The sequence below is a fragment of the Pseudomonas sp. PDM24 genome (assembly GCF_019218905.1).
Taxonomy (GTDB): domain Bacteria; phylum Pseudomonadota; class Gammaproteobacteria; order Pseudomonadales; family Pseudomonadaceae; genus Aquipseudomonas.
The window spans coordinates 793,355-809,460 of record NZ_JAHUWR010000001.1 but is presented as its reverse complement, the minus strand read 5'-3'; the positions used below and the strand labels follow the sequence as shown (position 1 = coordinate 809,460).

Below are 16,106 nucleotides of genomic sequence, written 5' to 3'. Positions count from 1 at the left end.
GCTACGGGCAGAAATCGGCCAAAAGCGGTCAATCACCCGATGAAATTTGCCTTGCCCGCCCCTTGAATGTTGTATGTAATCCAACGCACATTCAGTGCATAAAATGGTTCGTAGGAATGGACACCAGTTCCCTCACATTTCAACAGTTGTTTCGTCCGGGAAGCTCCTCAAATGGCTGCACCGTGGCCGAACGATTCTCCATCGATTTTCTGATTAACGGACGTTCGTTGCTCAATGCTCTCGTCTTAGCTGATGGTGGTCATTCAGATTTCATGGGCTGTTTCGTCAAGGGCTTCCCGGAGCCAAACAGCCTATCTAACTCTCGACTACTTTTACGCGAACACGCTGAAACAGAAAGTGGTCGTATCCTCCTTTACATCTGCCCCGAGTGCGGCGACATCGGGTGTGGCGCCTACTCAGTATATGTTCGCCAAAACGATGACTGTTTCACGTGGGATTCCTTTGCTTACGAGAACGGCTATGAAGAACCTCAAATCATAGACGGTGTTGGCCCCTTCACATTTGAGAAGCATGCATATGAGGCAGCTATCAACGATGCGGCGGCTTTCTAAAAGGTAATTCAACAGCCCTATTGCAGGCATTCGCAACGGGCACAATCGGCCAGTACCGGCCATTCGAGAATGGTGCGCTCGCAGCCATGTTATGGTTAGAAACTGAAAGGTAACGCACGGAAATCAAACATGAATCTGGTTCGACTCGCCCCTGCGGCATATCACACAACGGACAGCTACTGGCATCTTCTTAACGCAGAAGATGGCTCAATATATATTCTCGTCGAGTGTGAAGCGTCTTTTGTGAGTTACGAATGCCTGATCAAGCTCAACGACGAGGAATTGCGTGACTACCAAGGCTTGGGCTGGCTGTCCATTCAGCACCTTGCTAACCGAATTAATTACTTTGTCGATGTTTACAACGGCCGACGGATCACGGGCCCTTTGCTCGAAGAAGCCATTCAGGCGTCGAAGCACTAGTCATTCCAAGACATCTGGCTAATGTTCGTCAATCCGCAAATGGATGACGAAGGGTCGTTTTCAGCCGGTGACGACAGGCAGAAAACGGCCAAAAGCGGACATGGAGCGCCAACGAAAGCTCAGTATCGCTATCCGTTGTATAGGCACTTTCCTGAAGAATAGGAAAGCGGGCCTCCTGCAAATTCGCAAAGGAAAGGAGACCCAGCTCCACGATCGCACCAGGCTAAGTCCCGCCATACGAGACACTGGACTGATATTTATGACTCATCTGACTAAAATGGCCTTCACCTCCAGCAGATGTTTGCGTAGCCGGTCTGCATAATCCTCGGCGACAGCAGCCTGAACGCTAGCGCGATTGGCCAGTGCATGACGCCACTCGGCAATGCGACCAAGTCCATCAAACAATGAATGACTTGGTTCGAATCCCAGTATGTCGAAGTAGCGAAAAACTGGGGCTACAGCAATATCCACCATACTGAACGTCTCGCCAGCGAAGTACGGCCCCTCCATCTTTTCACCGCCAAGTCTCTCCAGCTTTCCCCTCAGCGCTGAAGACTTACCAAGCGCTGTCTGCTGATCCGTTGCGTTCAAATATCCCCATGCATCAGCAAGCATACCAGTGGCGAATTCGATCCAAGCACGGTGTTGAGCACGGGAAATTGCATCTTTCGGGTGCACAGCGGGCTCCGGATACACCTGTTCGATGTATTCACAGATAGCCACGCTCTCGAAAAGTACGGTCGCTTCCTCATCGCCTTTTTGCACCATTAGAAGCGGGACTTTGCCCGTTGGCGACATGACCAGAAACCAGTTGGGCCTGTCCTTCAAATCCACATCAACCCGTTGAAATGGAGCCTCTTTTTCGAGGAGTAAAATTGCTACTCGCTGAACAAACGGACAAAGCCCGTGGCTAACAAGCGTGAGCCGTGATTGCGACATTTGAATACCCACTGTTATTTCGACAACACCCGCTTCCGAGCGGGAAGCGGGCTGTATAGAAGTGAAGTTGTGACTAGCCCATTAAAGCGAGCGCCCACCATCAACAATAATTTCCGTTCCGACCGTCCAACGAGACTCGTCCGACGCCAGATACAGAACCGCCTTAGCTACTTCTTCAGGCGTACCGAAACGGCCAAAGGGTATAGTCGCGGCGATATCTTTGTTGAGCTGCTCGCGATAGGCATCGGGGATACCCAGCTTGTCGTACAGCGGAGTATCGATCGGGCCAGGGCTGATCGCGTTTACACGAACACCACGCGGGAGAAGCTCGCTAGAGAGCGTTTTCGACATGTTCAGAAACGCCGCCTTCGTTGCCGCATAAACGGATGAACGCGCGACGCCCAGGTGCGCACTTACCGAGGTGTTAAGAACCACCGATGCAGGATTAGAGAAGGCCGGCAGCAGTGCTTGCAGGAGGAAGTAAGGGCCTTTGACATTGATGTCGAAGGAGCGATCAAACATCTCCTCGTTCCAGTCTTCGATTGGCATCCAGACGGATACGCCAGCATTGAGGAAGGCAACGTCGAGCTGCCCGTAATGAGACTGAACAGCCTGCGCCAGCTCCTTCTGGGCTGCGACACTAGCTGAGTCGGCTCGCAGCACCAGGACTTCGCTACCTAAAATTGCTTGAGCATTTGCCATGGACTCAGGATTAACACCTGTGACGATCACGCGTGCGCCTTCGGCGAGAAATTGCTTGGCGGTCTCCAGACCGATGCCGCTTGTACCGCCAGTGATGAGGGTACGCTTGCCTTGTAAACGGGACATGTAAATTTCCTCTCTTTTGGGCGGCCAGCCGGACGACTGACCTTCTGAGAGCAACTATGTATTCATGCCAGCGCGCTGATAAGATGGGCAAATAGAATAGATCTCATGCAAAATCTGCATGAAAAGGGGCGTGATGGACCGGTTGTTACTGATGAGCTGTTTTGTACGCGCTGTCGAGACAGGTAGTTTTTCTGCTGCGGGACGTGATCTAGGACTAGGGCAACCGAACGTCAGTCGTTACGTCGCTGCTCTTGAAGACCATTTGCAAACCAGGCTGCTTCACCGATCCACACGAAAGCTGATGCTCACGCCCGAGGGTGAACGGTACTACGCAGATGCGCGGCGTATTCTGGACTCAGTGGAACAGTCAGAGTCCTCACTGAGAGGGAACGTAGCGCCGTCTGGGTTACTGCGCGTCGCTTGCCCGACCGCATTGGCTCATACCTTCATCGTACCGCACGTCGCGAGCTTTCTAGGGCGCTATCCCGAACTGTCGCTCGATCTTCAAATCAATGATCGCTACGTCAATTTAGTCGACGAGGGGGCAGAACTCGCGATTCGTATTGGGCACCTGGAGGACAGTGCAATGCGAGCCCGGCCACTAGCGAGGTTCGAGCGTGTGTGCGTTGCCAGCCGTGCGTACCTAGAGAAACGTGGCTCTCCCTCTTCGCCTGATGACCTGAAGGAACACGACTGCCTCATTTATACCCTCCTATCCACTGGAACCAACTGGCGGTTTAAGGATACTGATGTCCCGATCTCCGGACGACTGCGTGTCAACTCGCCTGAGGCGATACGTGAGTACGTCAATGCAGGATTGGGAATCGCGCAGGGGCCTCAATGGCTTTATGAGGAAGGGCTGAGAAGTGGCAATCTTCAATTGCTGCTTAACGAATACGTGGCGCCACCCGTCCCGATCCAAATCGTATACTTAGCGAATCGGCTGCTGCCCCAGCGAGCCATCGTTTTCATGGATTTTATGGCGGATGTTTTTGCTGCATTCCATGAGCGCCCTAAATAGCCTCCTAGGCCACGGCCAGGGTGCGAGCGGAGAACCATCAGCATGGCGGCCCCTTGGGCGAAAATCGCTGCACACTCACCATTCTTGCTCGTCAACGGGGCTTTAAGTAGTCGCACCGGACTGCAGAGCTTGCCTCTCAAAGTGTCCTGATTTATTGCCAACGCCGATTCGATACATCTTTAAATCAAAGGTGCAACGCTCATCTCATGCGGTTAAGAAAACGGGGGCAGATTTATTTATTTGGATTACCGACCGCTTCTGGCCGATTGCGGGCCTTCGCGACAGGCAACAATCGGCCAGAAGCGATCATTGGATTTAGGGTGCTTGCGCCTCTAGTTGTAGCGTTGCAGGATCCTGCGAGCGCACCGACATTAGCGGTTCACATGAACAGCAGATCAAGCCTGGAAATCGAGGGTGTTGATTTAGATTCCGAGACTTCGATTGCGCTGCTATCAGATATGGAGATTCTTCTGCTTTGAATTATGAATGCGGCTGTGACTACAGCAACTGCCCGCCCGAGATATCAAAAGTCGTCCCGTTAGCCCAGGCCATGTCATCGGACAGGATCGCGGCAACCGCACCGCCTATATCGTCCGGTAGACCGACACGACCCAGCGCGGTGCCCTGCGCCACATAGGCGTTCACATCCTGGTTATCGCGCACGACACCACCGCCAAAATCGGTTGCGATGGCACCAGGGGCAATCGCATTCACCCGAATTTGGCGCGGACCAAGTTCTACAGCCATGTAACGGGTGAGCACTTCAACTGCGGCCTTCAGCGCCGCATAAACGCTGTACCCCGGCAGAGTAAAGCGCACGAAGCCGGAGGAAACGTTCAGGATACGACCGCCGTCTTCCACGAGCGGTAACAGCTTCTGAGTCAGGAAAATCGGGCCGCGAAGGTGCGTGGCGACCAGTGAGGCAAACTGGTCTTCGGTCGCGTCAATAAAGTTCGCAAAGAGGCCATTGCCGGCATTGTTGACGAGGACGTCGAAGCGCTTAAACCCGATGACCGCTTCGCTTCGCGATACGTTGCAGCGCTTATTGTCATTGCTCGACACACCTGCCGATATCCCGGTTCTCGGCCCCATGGTCGAACGGGAATTGCTCTATCGTCTTCTACAGGGCCCCAAGGGCGGCTGCTGCGTCAGATTGCCCAACCCGATGGCGCACTGGGTCGCATCCGGCGAGCCGTTGCCTGGATCAGGGACAACTACAATACTAGACTTCGCATCGAGGCATTGTGCGATGCAAGCGGGATGAGCCGGGCAAGCCTGCATCACCATTTTCTGTCGATGACAGGCCTCAGTCCCATCCAGTATCAGAAACAGCTTAGGTTGCAGGAAGCTCGCCAGCTGTTGCTTGCTGGCGAGCATCGCGCGTCTGACGTGGCGTTCGCTGTCGGCTATGAAAGCGCATCCCAGTTTAGCCGCGAATACCTACGGCAATTCGGCGCTTCGCCTGCCCGCGACGTGCGCGAGATACGGCAGGCGATCACTCCAAATTAAATCGATTCTCAACGGCTGCCCTCGGCCAGAGTCGGCCCCCAACGATCAATATAAGAAGTAGCCGTTGTGCAGGTCATGTCCCCTTGCCAACCAGGCACCGTGCGGATACTGTCGGTTTTATGAATCAGTTACGCATTGCCTCGACCACCACTACCACGACCGCCCGAGGCGGGTCGTGAGAGGTGTCGTGAACCAATAACGCACGAACTTCAAAGGCCCGCCAGCGATGGATAGGGCCTTTTCTTTTGCCCTTGTGTCGTTGGTCCAAACGCAAGGAAAAGCACTATGCATGCACTGTTGATTCTCGATATGCAGGTTGGATTGTTTCATGGCCCGGATAAACCATGGGATGGCGAAGCGCTGCTGAATACTTTGAATAGCCTGTTGAGCAAAGCCCGCAGGGCAGGCGCGCCTATTTTTCTTGCTCGCCACGTAGGTCCGCCTGGCTCGCCTATCGAACCTGGAAGCCCGTTGACGCAACTGGTGCAGGAACTGTTACTGCAAGGCGACGAGGTGATCTTCGAAAAAAGCCGACCCAACGCTTTCTACATGACTGATCTGGCCGATCGGTTAAAAGCTTGTGGATCTCAGGGCGTGGTTATTGCCGGAATGAAGACCCAGTATTGTGTCGACAGTACCTGTCGCGCTGCACGCGATCTTGGATTCGATGCGGTGCTGATCGCCGATGGTCATACCTGCGCCGACACTCCTGCGTTGAAGGCCGAAAATATCGTCGCTCATCACAACGCAACCCTGGCCGGCCCATTCTGTCGTGTAGTGCATGCTGAGGACTGGCGTTTCTAACCGGCATTGATAGATCGGCTCAAGACTGGGTCGATCTCCACTTTGGGTCGATTGCAGCCCTTTGCGACCGGTTGAATTCACCACCCAAAGCAGCCCTTGATGTATGTTTGTTGTCGCCATATGTAATTGGCATTCATGGAGGATTCTGACTGATGGCACGTGTGGGATTGATACTGACACCCGGTTTTGCGGACTGGGAATATGCTTTGATTGCTGGAACTGCGTCCCCGTTTTACGGGATCGACGTCAGGTTTTTCGCTCCTGCTACGGGGCAGTTCCGCTCGCAGGGTGGATTGGCCGTAACGGTTGATAGCAGTTTGCAACAATGTCTGGACTGGAAACCGGACGTTGTTGTCGTCATTGGAGGAATGGTCTGGGAACGTGCAGAAGCACCGGATATTCGAGACTTTCTTCATGCTAGTCGTTCAAGTGGAGCGACAATTGCCGGTATCTGTGGGGGAACGCTGGCACTTGCGAGGGCCGGGCTTCTCGACACGGTTCCTCATACCTCGAACAGCGCTGACTTCTTACAACAGAATGCCGTAGGTTATGAGGGGCGCACGCTTTATCGAAGCAGTCCAGTGGCTGTGGTTGCAGACCGCATCATAACTGCTCCAGGCCCTGCACCCGTTAGCTTCACCTGCGCAGTGTTCGAAGGTGCCGGGCTATCTTCAGAGATCATTTCTCAGTTCAGGTCAATGTTGGCAGCGGAACATCGGTGACCGCTTGGTCCTACAAAACAGCCGATCAGGTGATGTGTTCGAGTGGCCGCTCATGGCTGATAGCGGAACGTTCATGACTGACCGCTTGCGGCCCGAACGCTGGTACGTGAAACGAGATGAATCTGCCCTTTGCAGCAAACACTCCCCTCACAAAAAAACCCACTGACCGTCACCGATCCAGTGGGCTTTGCGATTACGCTTCTACTTACAAAGCCATATCCGTCGCAGCATTAGCCTTCGGCGCCTTGGCAGGAGCAGCCGGAGCAGCAGCCGGAGCCGCCACCTGACCAATCGCCGGCGGCGGAGTCAGCTCCAGCACCTTGGAGGTGTAAGCCCACTCTTGAGCCACTTTCTCAGGGCTGCTGTTCAGCTGAGTGCCATAGCTAGGCACGATCTGGTGCAGCTTTTCCTGCCAGGCTGGCGAGGCAACCTTGTCCTTGAACACTTTCTGCAGCACGGTCAGCATGATCGGTGCGGCAGTCGAAGCACCTGGCGATGCGCCCAGCAGACCGGCGATGGTGCCGTCTGCGGAAGCAACGATTTCGGTGCCCAACTTCAGCACGCCACCAGCGGCTTCATCACGCTTGATGATTTGCACGCGTTGGCCGGCTTGCCACAGGCGCCAGTCTTCGGCTTTGGCGTTCGGGAAGTATTCTTTCAGGGCGTTGAGGCGGTCTTCATCAGACAGCATCAGTTGGCCTGCAAGGTACTCGACCAGCGGATATTCCTTGATGCCGACCTTGGTCATTGGCCACACGTTGTGTGTGGTGGTGGTCAGCAGGTCCAGGTACGAGCCTTCTTTGAGGAACTTGGTGCTGAAGGTCGCGAATGGGCCAAACAGGATGACGCGCTTGCCGTCCAGGACACGGGTGTCCAGGTGCGGAACCGACATTGGCGGAAAAGGGGACTGATTTATTTTGAAGGAAATATATCAGTCCCCTTTTTGCACCTTTTTGCAAGACGTTGCCCGGCAGGTTCGGTGGATCAGCGAGCTGCTGGCTTGAGGCCTTTTCAGGGGGTATACGAATGTTGCCGAGCGGTGATCCGGTAAGGTGAAAGCAGGCAAGAAGCAGAGGCTTCACTGGGCGTTGAAGAGTGGGTCCTTGGTGTGAAAGTTTCCATCTGCTGACCTGGCGCAGACCTGTGGTCGCATTGGCGTTTCTATTGTGGTATTTCCAACAGCAGTGAGTTTGCGTAGCTGAATGATGCAACCCGCTTTGAACGTGCTGATTTTGACAATCTGGAACTGCATTTCATAATCCTGCCCCGGCTCTGGCGTGAACACCACGGGTTTGGGCGAGCATGAAACCGAGCCAACCATGCCAAAGGTCGCAATGAAGGGTTGGTTGGCAGTCACGACATGCTCGTCGTAGAGTCGGGGTGATTCGTTGATCAGCTTGCTCTCCTTGCTCGCAGGCATGCCAATCACGCTGTTCTGATGGTCTGACTCCCGGAATGGATAAAGACCTGCGGAGTCGATATGGGCGGTTTTCCAACCGGACTGTTCGATGGGAAAACTCTTGAGAGACTCGTTGTAAAACTTCTCGCAAGTCTGGCCGCTGACGAATCCGCCGTGCGCGTTATCGCCTGTGATCAGACGGACACGGGCGGTGGTGGTGGGGTCAAACTTGCCAGCCTCGGCTTCATTGCGAACGTCGGTTTTACTGGTGGCGCAGCCGATGAGAGTCAAACTGATTGCCAAGGGGAGAAGTTGACGCATAAGTGTCCTTTCTTTTCTGTGAAAATTTGAGAGCTTGAACGTGAATTAGGACGAACAGAGGCGGTCCGCCTGGCGACTGAACTTATCGAAGTGCCTCAGTCGTTAACGGCTGATGATCCTGGAGGAGGGGCTCGCTCTGGCCTATAGCGGCCTGAGGTCGCAAAGGTTTAGCGATAATAAAAATGGGACAGCTGTCAGGTCGCCTTCGCGGGCAAGCCTCGCTCCTACAAAATCCATCGGCGTACACCCGCCCCTCACCACTCAACAGGCCGAGCGTTAGCTCGCCTGCAGCTCTTGATCTTGATCCACCCGCCCCTTCGGGAGGCTGAGCGCAGGTGTTCATCTGGGGTTTCCATGTGCCTCCTGTCACCGCCGCAGTGACTGGGCGAAGCAGCCCGTGGCACGTTAGGTTGTAGGTGCCTCTCGAAGGGACAGCTCCACCAGAGGCAACCTTGAGAATTTACCCTCGATCAAGGCTGTTTGAGTTTCCTGGGCAAAAAAGTGAGTCCCTTGCTAAACGGCAGATCTTGCCGCCGTTTAGCAAGGGACAAAGGCGACTTGGGCTAACGCCTACTATGCTCTTCTCGCCTCAATTCATTTTTCAGAAAGGAAACAAGGATGCGCTCAAGGATCGCCGTCAGTACATTGCTGGTCGCTTTGCTAAGCGGCTGCACATCTGTACCCCCTCTGAATTTCTCCGTTCCAAGTATTTCGCCCTCGACTCACAAAGTGGACGCGGACCTTCGTGCAGTATCCGTTTCCTTCGCTGCCCCCAATGAGCAAACAGGAAATATACCGTCCGATGGTGAAGGCATTCCCGAACTCTGGGAAAGGGCAGTAGTAGAAGCCATTAACAAGAGCTCAGTGTTCGACGACGAGTCGACAAAAAAAGTGAATCTTTTCGTCAAAATCCAGGAGCTGGATCCGCCGGCAGCAGGCGTGACCATGGTCACTGATGCTTCCGCAAAGTACCTGCTGGTAAACCGCAAAACGGGCGAAACCTTGCTCGAAGAAACGATCATCACCCAGGGCATCGTCCCTCCAGGCTACGCCTTCGCGGGTGTCGTCCGCCTCAAGGAATCAGTCAATCGCGCCGTACAGAACAATATTCGAGACTTCCTGGCGAAACTGGAAGCTCAGAAGTTGAACTAGGCGTAAAGACTAGGTGAATCGCCTTGGTAGGACGTGCTCGGTGAAACGCTGTATGACTTCGTGAGGCTACAACATCCAACGCCATTGCCTACACCCGCTACAGAATTGGCCGCCTGTTTCGCCAAGCGGTCGCCAGTATCTTGTCTCCCGTCACCGCCGCAGTGACCGGGCGGAGCAGCCCGTGGCACGTTGAGTTGCATGTGCCTCTTTTGAATGGACAGGCAGCTCCATGCCTAATGTTGATGGTGACTGTACACAGGGTGCCCTCAGGCAAGTCGGTATTGCGAAGCTCCTCCCACGACTCCATTACCTGCATACAGTTGCCATCCTTTTTCAACCCCGGCTCGTTCAAAAGGACCGACGCAGCGTTCAGCGTCCTATCCATCCGCCAGTGACCGATCCGGCATCCTCCTACCAAATCCTCGATTCAAAAAACCACGACGCCGTGCGCCCTACATGATTTTAAGCGGGCGACAGGTGCAGCCGCGCCGCAACACAACCCTAAAAATGTCAGACGCTTCCTCTTTTTTTTGAAAGCGCTCACACGTTTAACGATGCGTGTTTAAAGACACCCACTGTTACGTCCTAACGGCTACAACGCCTTGCGTCGTTGCCTACGCGTGCGCCAGAATCCGCTGGCTTGTGCGGCTGTGGGGCGGGCTATATCGTTTCCCTGTCACTGAAAAACAGTGATCGGGTTTGGTAGCCCGCCTTTAAGTAGTCGCATGGCGACACCTTATGCAGCACCTTTTTTGGGGCTCAGCTTTATATGGTGGTCATGCGTGGGGCTCCATTGTGAGCGCCGGGTTTCCTACTTAGACCGGTCTACCAACCCGCGTATGGCCGCCACCCTTCGTTTGGTAGCGAGGGTGATGGCTCTTATTTATTCTAAGTGGGAGTTTCATCTATGTTCAAAGTGACACCCAATCCACCGGAACCGGACACCGATCCGGCATCCCCGTACGAATCCCTCGACTCGAAAAAATTCCACGAAGCCGCCGAGCGTGCCCTGAATTTCTACCTCAACCCGGCAGCGATCATGAACAACACCCCACGCAAACCCAGCACCATGTACATGGTTGCGCCGGATGTCGGCCATGAAGCCTTGCTGGTTCAAACGTGTGAGAACCTGGCATCGGCCAGTGTCATGGCCAGCGACATTGCTGCATTGGTGGAGGGCACCCACCGCAATACCCTGCTGGCGCTTCAGCAGGTCATCATGCTGGCGGAACTGGCGGTGAATCGAATGCTGGATAACTTCGTTCCACCTAAGTAATCACTCAGCCCTTTACCGAGAGGCTTGCCCCTCGGTAAAGGGCTTTGATCGTTGCAACGCGGAGGGGTTCGCGAATGGGCCAAACAGGATGACGCGCTTACCGCCTAGTGCACTGGGTTCTAGAGCAAGAGCGGTTATTCGCCATGGCTGTCGGCAGATTCTTTGTGCAACAATCGTCGGCTATTCGTTTTACAAGGATGTTCAAAATGGCTGGCAAACCTGCTGCCCGTTTCACGGACCCAACTAGCTGTCCGCTTCCCGGCCACGGGGTTAACCCCATCGCCGCTGGCTCCCCCGATGTTTTCTTCGACGGCTTGGCTGCTGCTCGCCAAGACGACAAAAGTGCGTGTGGCAGTCCCATTGTCGGAGAGGTCGCCTCTACCGTTCTTATCAACGGCAAACCTGCCGCAACGGTGGGCAGCATCGGAGCCCATGGCAATAACGTGGTGAGTGGCTCCGGTACGGTGATCATCGGCAACACCCACACCCCCGCAGAATTCACTCCGCCTTCACCGATGCCTCTATGGCTGCAGCCATTCAATGAGCAGTTCCGTATTCTCGGAAGCGACGGCCAACCACTCGCCCATGTTCCCTATCACATCAAAGATGAAACCGGTCAGGTTTACACCGGTTTTTCTGACGAGTCAGGACATACGCTACGAATCACTACCAAAAAACAGGAAACACTGGAAATCACAACAGGCGTTGTGGCACTTGAAAAATGGAGTGAGGCATGACCGAGTTCTCTTGTAAGGTTCCGACGAATCAGCAAGCCGGCTCGGTAAGCAATGTGTCTGGCTATCCAATGCCTGCCAACATCCATATGTTTGTTGTGGTCGAGGAAATTGGTAAAGATGGTTTTCTGGTAAGAAAGATTTATGCATCTCCGGACAACCCTCACCTGATTGCAAAGAGTCTCCCAGATTTTCAAATCAAACATGAAATCTGGCCAGAAAAATTCTGGCATGATCCCTGTTAACCCGAAATCACACGCCACCGTAGCCGAACATGTTTTTAGCAGCAGGAAATATCCATCCAGCTACGTTTCAACCAGTTCTATCTTCCCTGATGGCTCGCCACGTTTTGAAGGAAAGGCCGTTTACATCGATGTTGCGAAAGCCAAGGCTGCAGGGGCAAAACTGGTTAGCACCGAAGTAATATTAAAGTCCTTGGAAGAATATAAAAAAGTCGCGCCTAAAAACGCGACCAAGATCGATCAAATTGCGGAATGGGTAAAAAACATCGATAAAGAGGTATTAGTTCAAGCTGACAAAATACCTCCTAAAGCAATTTTTACACCTGGCTCGTACAAAGCCACAAACGTACTCATCAAAGGTGCGAGAGTGGTCAGAGTATTTGCCATTGGCTTCACCGCATATGATTTAAAATTGGCTGCAGACGAGTCAATCAAGCAAAAGAGCATCAAACCTATTTCTATTGAGGTGGTCAAGCAGGCTGGTGGTTGGGGCGCTGCTATTGCTGGAGCAAGGATAGGTGTCGTCGCGGGTGCTGCGGTTGGCATTGAAACGGGTCCCGGAGCAATCGTTAGTGGAGCTATCGGAGGGATTATCTTCGGCACCGCAGGTTATTTGGGGGCTAGTTGGCTCACCGAATACCTACAGGACTGAGACAGATCATGAGCATCTTTAGTCGTATCAAAGCCTTTATAAAGCAGGAACCGAAAGAACAAATCGTCGGATATTCCATACCAGAACTGAAGTCGATCTTTACTAAGTCTTTATTAAGCATTGCCCCCCCCTGCCCGCCTATCCGCAAAACACGTCGTTGGAGGACATAGGCATTCCAGCCTACTACTCTCCATTTTTAATCGGCCACGAAGATACTCGTAAATTTTTGACACTGATCGAAGACAACTTCACGTATGCGACTGAAAAATCTTTCAATGAACTACCCGTAAAGCAGTATGTAAACACCCAGAAAAATGAGCACTTGGTATTTTTCATATCTACCAGAGAATTCAATTCTGTGACTGTACGACTGGTCACCAATAGCGTTGATTTCTTGGCCATTATTGCTCGCGAGAAATTCTCCGTGCCCCCTCCATGGATTGTTTTCGAGGGATACAACCCTTCGTGGTGGGGAGGAAATATGCAAGGTGTTCAGGGCTATTACAACGATAATTACCTTGCCCCGTTTTTTACTAATTTAAGCGCAGCAGAAAGGGAAATTTATTACGCAAAATTCAACGCGACGAATGAATGGATAAAAAGCGTGGAATTGATGTACGACGTTGAATGATCGTTCACCATTCTGGGGCTTCTTCGCAGCCCAACGGGGACAAGCCCCCTCGCCACAAAAAACTCGTCATCCTTAGCATTTCGTAATCTTCAATATCGAATCCCGGACACAAAAAAGCCCACTGACCGTCACCGATCCAGTGGGCTTTGCGACTACGCTTCTACTTACAAAGCCATATCCGTCGCAGCATTAGCCTTCGGCGCCTTGGCAGGAGCAGCCGGAGCAGCAGCCGGAGCCGCCACCTGACCAATCGCCGGCGGCGGAGTCAGCTCCAGCACCTTGGAGGTGTAAGCCCACTCTTGAGCCACTTTCTCAGGGCTGCTGTTCAGCTGAGTGCCATAGCTAGGCACGATCTGGTGCAGCTTTTCCTGCCAGGCTGGCGAGGCAACCTTGTCCTTGAACACTTTCTGCAGCACGGTCAGCATGATCGGTGCGGCAGTCGAAGCACCTGGCGATGCGCCCAGCAGACCGGCGATGGTGCCGTCTGCGGAAGCAACGATTTCGGTGCCCAACTTCAGCACGCCACCAGCGGCTTCATCACGCTTGATGATTTGCACGCGTTGGCCGGCTTGCCACAGGCGCCAGTCTTCGGCTTTGGCGTTCGGGAAGTATTCTTTCAGGGCGTTGAGGCGGTCTTCGTCAGACAGCATCAGCTGGCCTGCAAGGTACTCGACCAGCGGGTATTCCTTGATGCCGACCTTGGTCATTGGCCACACGTTGTGTGTGGTCGTGGTGGTCAGCAGGTCCAGGTACGAGCCTTCTTTGAGGAACTTGGTGCTGAAGGTCGCGAATGGGCCAAACAGGATGACGCGCTTGCCGTCCAGGACACGGGTGTCCAGGTGCGGAACCGACATGGGCGGTGCGCCAACGGAGGCTTTGCCGTAGGCCTTGGCCAGGTGTTGCTCGGCAATGGTCGGGTTTTCAGTCACGAGGAACGAGCCGCCAACCGGGAAGCCTGCGTATTCCTGGGCTTCAGGAATGCCGGACTTCTGCAGCAGGTGCAGTGCACCGCCGCCCGCGCCGATGAAGACGAACTTGGCGTCGGTTTCGGTTTTGGTGCCGTCTTTCAGGTTTTTGTAGCTGACGCGCCAGCTGCCGTCTGCGTTCTTGGTGATGTCTTGCACTTCGCTAGACAGTTTCAAGTCGAACTTCGGCGTGGTTTGCAGGTGCGCGACGAACTGGCGGGTGATCTCGCCAAAGTTCATGTCGGTACCGATCGGGCTCCAGGTGGCCGCGACTTTCTGGTTCGGGTCACGCCCTTCCATCATCAGCGGAACCCACTTCTTGATGACAGCCGGGTCTTCGGAGTACTGCATGCCGGCGAACAGCGGGCTCGCTTGCAGGGCTTCGTAGCGTTTCTTCAGGAACTTGATGTTGTCATCGCCCCACACAAAGCTCATGTGCGGAGTGGAGTTGATGAACGAACGCGGGTTCTTCAGCACACCTTGCTGAACTTGCCAGGCCCAGAACTGACGGGAGATCTGGAAGGCTTCGTTGATTTCAACGGCTTTCGCGATCTGAACGTTGCCCTTGTCGTCTTCCGGGGTGTAGTTCAACTCGGCCAGGGCGGAGTGACCGGTACCGGCGTTGTTCCAGCCGTTGGAGCTTTCCTGGGCGACGCCGTCGAGGCGCTCGACCATTTCCATCGACAAGTCGGGTTCCAGCTCATTAAGCCAGACACCCAGTGTTGCACTCATGATGCCGCCGCCAATGAGCAGCACATCGACTTTCTTTGCCTCTTCCGCGTAGGCGGACGTGATCCCCATCGACAAAGCCAGCCCCAGCAGGGCCGTGTTCAGTTTCTTAAACATCTGTAGCACCTATGATAAACGCCATCCGCCTCCAATCCTCAACATGAGCAACCCAAGAGTACGGGTACGCAGGCAGCGTGCCGTGGGTTCCTGCACTTACAAGGATTTGAAGGTGGGCACACAAGGCCGACGTGTCTCCATCGACCTCAGTTATATGTCCCTCGTGCACTGACTTTTTATCATTATTGGCTCAGTTACTTGAGCGACATTGATTCTGTCGGACGTCTGTGGACGTACGAACCGAATAAGTCAAACCAAGTTAATGCGACAGAATATCACGCCTCGGCCAGCCTGCGCGCCCGAAAGGACTCAACAGTCTAGTCGGGACGAGGTCCGCTCACGGCGTCTTTGCTCAAACGATCCAGCACAAACGCCTTGGCATTGCGCGTCATCTGGTCGAGATGCCGGTCGCGCTGCTTCTCCGCATCGATCATCGCCCGCTTGCCGTGTTTCTGCAGCAGGTACGTATGTATCTGCCGCACCTCCAGAGAACTGTAGATTGATGTGACATCCAGTAAGCCCATCAAGCCTTCGGTGCCGTGATCACGGGTGTTCATCAGCACCTGAGTGCCGCGCACGCCCAGCACCTGGAAGCCCATCGACTCGAACCAGGGCACCTTGGCGACGGTGCAGGTCAGTTCGGCATGCGGGTAGCGATCGAGCATGTTTTGCAGCATCGCCCGGGCGACGCCCCGCCGCCGGTGGCTGGCCTGCACCGCCATGTACGCCACGCCGCACGCCTCGGGGTCGTCTTTGACCGGCAGGTACAGCAGAAAGCCGATGACCTGCTCAGGGTCTTCGTCATCCGTGGCGACGATCAGTTCGACCGCAATGCCTTTGGTGCCACTGAGCGCTTCGAGGTAGAGATGAACCTCATAGCCCACCGCGTATTGATAGACGTTGTACAACGGGTTGCTCGGCGCGATGCCCACCATGCTGATGTCGGTTAAATTGTCGACGACCATCTGCAGAATCTGGCTGTTGATGGGCTCCGGGCACGGGGTGGCGAAGTGGGTGAGCTGGGGCATTGCGTTTTAGACTCCGGGTTAAGCCCGCTATTGTCACAGATCGAG

The 16,106-nt window shown here is 54.2% G+C and carries 16 protein-coding genes and 3 pseudogenes; 12 read left to right on the top strand and 7 right to left on the bottom strand.

Going from position 1 to position 16,106, the window contains the following annotated elements:
* The first annotated feature begins 116 nt into the window (after positions 1 to 116).
* Complete coding sequence (locus KW837_RS03800) at positions 117 to 572, top strand: hypothetical protein (RefSeq protein ID WP_218394562.1); 456 nt, start codon at positions 117 to 119, stop codon at positions 570 to 572.
* 129 nt (positions 573 to 701) lie between these two features.
* Positions 702 to 992, top strand: a complete 291-nt coding sequence (locus KW837_RS03795) for a hypothetical protein (RefSeq protein ID WP_218394561.1) — start codon at positions 702 to 704, stop codon at positions 990 to 992.
* Positions 993 to 1,256: 264 nt separating this feature from the next.
* On the opposite strand, the gene KW837_RS03790 is transcribed toward KW837_RS03795, so the two are convergent.
* Both KW837_RS03790 and KW837_RS03785 read right to left on the bottom strand, forming a co-directional pair.
* Positions 1,257 to 1,943 (bottom strand): glutathione S-transferase family protein, encoded by a 687-nt coding sequence (locus KW837_RS03790; protein ID WP_371317100.1) that lies wholly within the window; start codon positions 1,941 to 1,943, stop codon positions 1,257 to 1,259.
* Between the two features lie 69 nt (positions 1,944 to 2,012).
* Complete coding sequence (locus KW837_RS03785; RefSeq protein ID WP_218394560.1) at positions 2,013 to 2,759, bottom strand: SDR family oxidoreductase; 747 nt, start codon at positions 2,757 to 2,759, stop codon at positions 2,013 to 2,015.
* Between the two features lie 133 nt (positions 2,760 to 2,892).
* On the opposite strand from KW837_RS03785, the gene KW837_RS03780 reads away from it, so the two are divergent.
* Complete coding sequence (locus KW837_RS03780; RefSeq protein WP_218394559.1) at positions 2,893 to 3,780, top strand: LysR family transcriptional regulator; 888 nt, start codon at positions 2,893 to 2,895, stop codon at positions 3,778 to 3,780.
* Positions 3,781 to 4,278: 498 nt separating this feature from the next.
* Here KW837_RS03780 and KW837_RS03775 read toward each other — a convergent pair.
* Positions 4,279 to 4,782 (bottom strand): annotated as a pseudogene (locus tag KW837_RS03775) (SDR family NAD(P)-dependent oxidoreductase); the annotation flags it as partial.
* Between KW837_RS03775 and KW837_RS03770 the strand changes: the two are divergent.
* The 3 genes and pseudogenes from KW837_RS03770 to KW837_RS03760 all read left to right on the top strand — a co-directional run.
* A pseudogene (locus KW837_RS03770) lies at positions 4,781 to 5,289 on the top strand (helix-turn-helix domain-containing protein); the annotation flags it as partial. The pseudogenes KW837_RS03775 and KW837_RS03770 sit on opposite strands and share 2 nt — an antisense overlap.
* A 285-nt stretch (positions 5,290 to 5,574) precedes the next feature.
* Complete coding sequence (locus KW837_RS03765; RefSeq protein ID WP_218394558.1) at positions 5,575 to 6,093, top strand: isochorismatase family protein; 519 nt, start codon at positions 5,575 to 5,577, stop codon at positions 6,091 to 6,093.
* A 152-nt stretch (positions 6,094 to 6,245) separates the two neighbouring features.
* Positions 6,246 to 6,815, top strand: a complete 570-nt coding sequence (locus KW837_RS03760) for a DJ-1/PfpI family protein (RefSeq protein WP_123494039.1) — start codon at positions 6,246 to 6,248, stop codon at positions 6,813 to 6,815.
* A gap of 205 nt (positions 6,816 to 7,020) precedes the next feature.
* Here the strand turns inward: KW837_RS03760 and KW837_RS03755 are convergent.
* Together KW837_RS03755 and KW837_RS03750 are read right to left on the bottom strand one after the other, a co-directional pair.
* Positions 7,021 to 7,713 (bottom strand): annotated as a pseudogene (locus KW837_RS03755) (malate:quinone oxidoreductase); the annotation flags it as partial.
* A gap of 180 nt (positions 7,714 to 7,893) precedes the next feature.
* A complete protein-coding gene (locus KW837_RS03750) occupies positions 7,894 to 8,535 on the bottom strand; it encodes a hypothetical protein (RefSeq protein ID WP_028940415.1) in 642 nt (213 codons plus the stop codon).
* A 618-nt stretch (positions 8,536 to 9,153) separates the two neighbouring features.
* Here KW837_RS03750 and KW837_RS03745 point away from each other — a divergent pair.
* The 6 genes from KW837_RS03745 (at position 9,154) to KW837_RS28675 (ending at position 13,222) form a co-directional block, all read left to right on the top strand.
* Positions 9,154 to 9,687: a UDP-N-acetylglucosamine acyltransferase gene (locus tag KW837_RS03745; RefSeq protein ID WP_218394557.1), complete on the top strand. Its 534-nt coding sequence runs from the start codon at positions 9,154 to 9,156 to the stop codon at positions 9,685 to 9,687.
* Between the two features lie 907 nt (positions 9,688 to 10,594).
* Complete coding sequence (locus tag KW837_RS03740; RefSeq protein ID WP_218394556.1) at positions 10,595 to 10,963, top strand: DUF6124 family protein; 369 nt, start codon at positions 10,595 to 10,597, stop codon at positions 10,961 to 10,963.
* Positions 10,964 to 11,169: 206 nt separating this feature from the next.
* A complete protein-coding gene (locus KW837_RS03735) occupies positions 11,170 to 11,700 on the top strand; it encodes a PAAR domain-containing protein (RefSeq protein ID WP_218395147.1) in 531 nt (176 codons plus the stop codon).
* A complete protein-coding gene (locus KW837_RS28680) occupies positions 11,697 to 11,942 on the top strand; it encodes a hypothetical protein (RefSeq protein ID WP_256348523.1) in 246 nt (81 codons plus the stop codon). The genes KW837_RS03735 and KW837_RS28680 overlap by 4 nt, the downstream gene beginning before the upstream one ends.
* Positions 11,929 to 12,591: a glycine zipper family protein gene (locus tag KW837_RS03730; protein ID WP_256348522.1), complete on the top strand. Its 663-nt coding sequence runs from the start codon at positions 11,929 to 11,931 to the stop codon at positions 12,589 to 12,591. The genes KW837_RS28680 and KW837_RS03730 overlap by 14 nt, the downstream gene beginning before the upstream one ends.
* A 358-nt stretch (positions 12,592 to 12,949) precedes the next feature.
* Positions 12,950 to 13,222, top strand: coding sequence for a hypothetical protein (locus KW837_RS28675; protein WP_256348520.1), 273 nt, complete (start codon positions 12,950 to 12,952; stop codon positions 13,220 to 13,222).
* Between the two features lie 164 nt (positions 13,223 to 13,386).
* On the opposite strand, the gene mqo is transcribed toward KW837_RS28675, so the two are convergent.
* Together mqo and KW837_RS03715 are read right to left on the bottom strand one after the other, a co-directional pair.
* The gene (gene mqo / locus KW837_RS03720; protein ID WP_218394555.1) at positions 13,387 to 15,033 is read right to left on the bottom strand and encodes a malate dehydrogenase (quinone); all 1,647 of its coding nucleotides are present in this window, start codon (positions 15,031 to 15,033) and stop codon (positions 13,387 to 13,389) included.
* 317 nt (positions 15,034 to 15,350) lie between these two features.
* Positions 15,351 to 16,061 carry a GNAT family N-acetyltransferase gene (locus KW837_RS03715; RefSeq protein ID WP_218394554.1) on the bottom strand — a complete coding sequence of 237 codons (711 nt, stop codon included), beginning with the start codon at positions 16,059 to 16,061 and terminating at the stop codon, positions 15,351 to 15,353.
* Between the last annotated feature and the right edge of the window lie 45 nt (positions 16,062 to 16,106).

Bases quoted from the DNA above. Each gene is read 5' to 3' on its own strand.
- KW837_RS03800 (WP_218394562.1), top strand. From the start codon at position 117: ATGGACACCAGTTCCCTCACATTTCAACAGTTGTTTCGTCCGGGAAGC.
- KW837_RS03795 (WP_218394561.1), top strand. From the start codon at position 702: ATGAATCTGGTTCGACTCGCCCCTGCGGCATATCACACAACGGACAGC.
- KW837_RS03785 (WP_218394560.1), bottom strand. From the start codon at position 2,759: ATGTCCCGTTTACAAGGCAAGCGTACCCTCATCACTGGCGGTACAAGC.
- KW837_RS03780 (WP_218394559.1), top strand. From the start codon at position 2,893: ATGGACCGGTTGTTACTGATGAGCTGTTTTGTACGCGCTGTCGAGACA.
- KW837_RS03765 (WP_218394558.1), top strand. From the start codon at position 5,575: ATGCATGCACTGTTGATTCTCGATATGCAGGTTGGATTGTTTCATGGC.
- KW837_RS03760 (WP_123494039.1), top strand. From the start codon at position 6,246: ATGGCACGTGTGGGATTGATACTGACACCCGGTTTTGCGGACTGGGAA.
- KW837_RS03750 (WP_028940415.1), bottom strand. From the start codon at position 8,535: ATGCGTCAACTTCTCCCCTTGGCAATCAGTTTGACTCTCATCGGCTGC.
- KW837_RS03745 (WP_218394557.1), top strand. From the start codon at position 9,154: ATGCGCTCAAGGATCGCCGTCAGTACATTGCTGGTCGCTTTGCTAAGC.
- KW837_RS03740 (WP_218394556.1), top strand. From the start codon at position 10,595: ATGTTCAAAGTGACACCCAATCCACCGGAACCGGACACCGATCCGGCA.
- KW837_RS03735 (WP_218395147.1), top strand. From the start codon at position 11,170: ATGGCTGGCAAACCTGCTGCCCGTTTCACGGACCCAACTAGCTGTCCG.
- KW837_RS28680 (WP_256348523.1), top strand. From the start codon at position 11,697: ATGACCGAGTTCTCTTGTAAGGTTCCGACGAATCAGCAAGCCGGCTCG.
- KW837_RS03730 (WP_256348522.1), top strand. From the start codon at position 11,929: ATGATCCCTGTTAACCCGAAATCACACGCCACCGTAGCCGAACATGTT.
- mqo (WP_218394555.1), bottom strand. From the start codon at position 15,033: ATGTTTAAGAAACTGAACACGGCCCTGCTGGGGCTGGCTTTGTCGATG.
- KW837_RS03715 (WP_218394554.1), bottom strand. From the start codon at position 16,061: ATGCCCCAGCTCACCCACTTCGCCACCCCGTGCCCGGAGCCCATCAAC.